Origin of the sequence: Vibrio sp. V39_P1S14PM300 (assembly GCF_009904765.1) — a bacterium.
GTDB classification, from domain to species: domain Bacteria; phylum Pseudomonadota; class Gammaproteobacteria; order Enterobacterales; family Vibrionaceae; genus Vibrio; species Vibrio proteolyticus.
Genome location: NZ_WXWP01000013.1, coordinates 1 through 2,741, shown reverse-complemented (window position 1 = coordinate 2,741; position 2,741 = coordinate 1). Strand labels below are relative to the sequence as shown.

At 48.2% G+C, this 2,741-nt stretch carries 2 protein-coding genes; both read right to left on the bottom strand.

Annotated features, from left to right (window positions below; translation table 11 throughout):
* Window positions 1–1,182: VRR-NUC domain-containing protein (locus tag CAG65_RS00795; RefSeq protein ID WP_161451495.1), on the bottom strand; the 1,182-nt coding region annotated here is incomplete at its 3' end.
* A gap of 63 nt (window positions 1,183–1,245) precedes the next feature.
* A complete protein-coding gene (locus CAG65_RS00790) occupies window positions 1,246–2,484 on the bottom strand; it encodes an L-lactate MFS transporter (RefSeq protein WP_161451493.1) in 1,239 nt (412 codons plus the stop codon).
* Window positions 2,485–2,741: the final 257 nt, after the last annotated feature.

Below are 2,741 nucleotides of genomic sequence, written 5' to 3'. Positions count from 1 at the left end.
GATGAAAGCTCCTTCGACGGGGGCAAATATCACACTCCAGAACGCGAGCCCGAACAACCCATTTAAAAAGGTATTTTCGCTGTAGTACACGCGCCAGCCCTCACGTTGAAAGTGGTCTAGACAGGCCAGTTCGACACGCTGATCTAATTGCAGATTTAAATGGATTTCATCGTAGTTTGGCTTGACGGGGCGAGGAACTTTGTTGCCTTGTCGTCGCTTTAATAACGCGCTGAGTTTTTCCGCGACTTCAAACTCGGCTCTATCGAGCGGGCGATGATACATTTCCGTGACGGTGTCACTAAGTAGGTTCAGCTGGCTCTGTTTGTCATAGATGCGCGCCCGGCGTTCACGGCTGGGTGGTAAACGGGTTGTTTTGAACCAGTGCAGTGCACTTTTCCAATCTCCCTGGCGTTCAAGATCGCGCGCGATGTCGTTGATTAAATGCTCCTGCTTTCTTTGAATATATGGGTGTTCACTCTTGGGCGGTAGGGCAGATAACAACTCTTTGAGCTGGTGGATGTTTTTGCGGTCACACAACCAATAAGCGTCAGCGAGTTCACTCAGCAGCAATAATTGGTCAATCTGTTCCCGGTCGGTAAAAAAACGGCGTTCTTTGCTGAGCTGGTAGGCTTCAAAACGGTGTACCCCCAAATCGTCGAGCACAAACTGACTCAGATCTTGATGAGTATTGGCAAAAAACAGTACCAGTAGCAGCCTGATGATATTGGCGTGTTGCAACTCAATGGGTTGAAAAGCCAAAGCCTCGGTGTGAATTTGTGTTGAGTCGGGTAATGAGGCAACAAGCTGCTCTTTACGACGTTGTCGATTGGTGTTTGGCCAGAGTGCGAGAATTTCGGGTTTGGTTAGCAGCTGTTCCGCGAGCGTTTTTAACTCAACCTGTTCGGGGAGAGCAATAAATTGATCGCCAGCTAACTCAGACAGGCTGACGGTTATGTCAGGTATTTCGCTGTAATTCAGTTTGTCCGTCCGAAACCAACGACCTTTGCGTGCCAGCATACGCACGAGTAAGCACTGTGCCGGTGCTGAGAGTGCATCAAAGCTGGTTAACCAAGCGTGCTCGTGGGAATGAAGTAGATCGCCATACCAATATCTGGCGTGATGGGTCAGCTTCAGAAAGTTATCGCGATAATAGTCAGGTTTGAGTTCGGGCTGTGTTGGCATATAACGCATAAACAAAAAAGGCTTAACTCTAAGGTTAAGCCTTTTTGATTCTAATTCAATCGATTATGCGTCGGCGGATTGAAGTTGTGCTGCTTTCTCATCCGTGACGGGCTTGGTGATCAGTGCCAGAGCAATACATACGGCCATCATCACTGCTGAGATAGTGTAAGCCAAGGTGTATCCTCCACCGTGGGTCATTGAGTAGCCGACAACTGCTGCTCCGATGGCGCCACCAATACCCCATGATGTATACAGCACGCCGTAGTTCGTGCCGTAGTTTTTCAAACCATAGTATTCCGCAGTAATCGATGGGAACACGGCGAGCAGGGTGCCGTAACCGATGGCTGCAATCGCAGTACCGATGATCAGCGTGAGTTCGGAGTTAAACGTTGCGAACAGCACCATATTGATGCCTTGGAGTACAAAGGCCAGCAGTAAGGTGCGCACGCCGCCAATTTTATCTGACAGAATACCTGCGGCAACCCGGCCACCGGAGTTAAAGATCGCCAGAATAGAGGCCAGATATACAGCGTTTGGCAGGCTCGCCTGAACACTTGCAATATTAGTGATGTTACCAATGATCATCAGGCCAACTGAGGCAGCAAACGCATACATGATCCACAACGAGTAAAATTGTGGCGTTTTCAGCATGGATTTCCAGCTCAAGTCCAAAGAGGTTTTCACTGCTTTCGCGGTTTGACCTGCTTTCAGCTTTGGTTCAGCGGGTACGTAGCCTGTCGGAGGGTTGTTGATGGTGCACGCCAGTGGAACTGCGATCACCAGAACACCCACACCAAGAATCATGAAGCTGGTGTTGATCCCCAGCTCACTGATCAACATGGACGTCAGAGGCGCCAGATAAATCGCAGCCAGACCGAAGCCCGCGGCAATCAGACCGTTGACCAGACCCTTTTTAGAACTGTGGAACCACTTCATTGCGGAAGGTGACAGACATGCATAACCAAAACCGATACCCGCACCAGTCATGACACCGAATGTCAGGTTGAGCATCAAAACGGATGACGCGAAGCTGGAAGCGATCATACCCAGGCCAGTTAACGTCGTACCCAGAATAAGGATTTTACGTGGCCCCATCCGATCCTGAAGAATACCTGCGATCAAAAGACAAACAGAGAATGTGATGGTTGCAATCGCATAAGGGGAAGAAGCGTCTGCGGCACTCCAGCCAAAATCAGTCACTAGGGCTTTGTTAAATACACTCCAGGCATAAAGAATGCCAAGACAAAGGTTGATACAGAAACCAGCCAGCAGAATCCGCATGGCTTTATCAATCTTGCTCATTTTCTTACTCGGTTGTCCCTGCTAAATGCAGGTAGGTGAATGGTAATGGTGCTATTTCTTCAAAATAAGTTTGCAAATATCAACAGATAGCGCAAAGAGCGCGGATTATAACCAATCCAAATGTGATTGGAATCTCTTTTTGGGTTAAATGATAACTTTCTCATTGGTTGTTATTTTGATTAGGTAAATGTTGTTGATTTGTTTCGTTGCGGTGAGTGAAATGATGAGAAATGAAAGCGATGGGGATGAGACAGTGG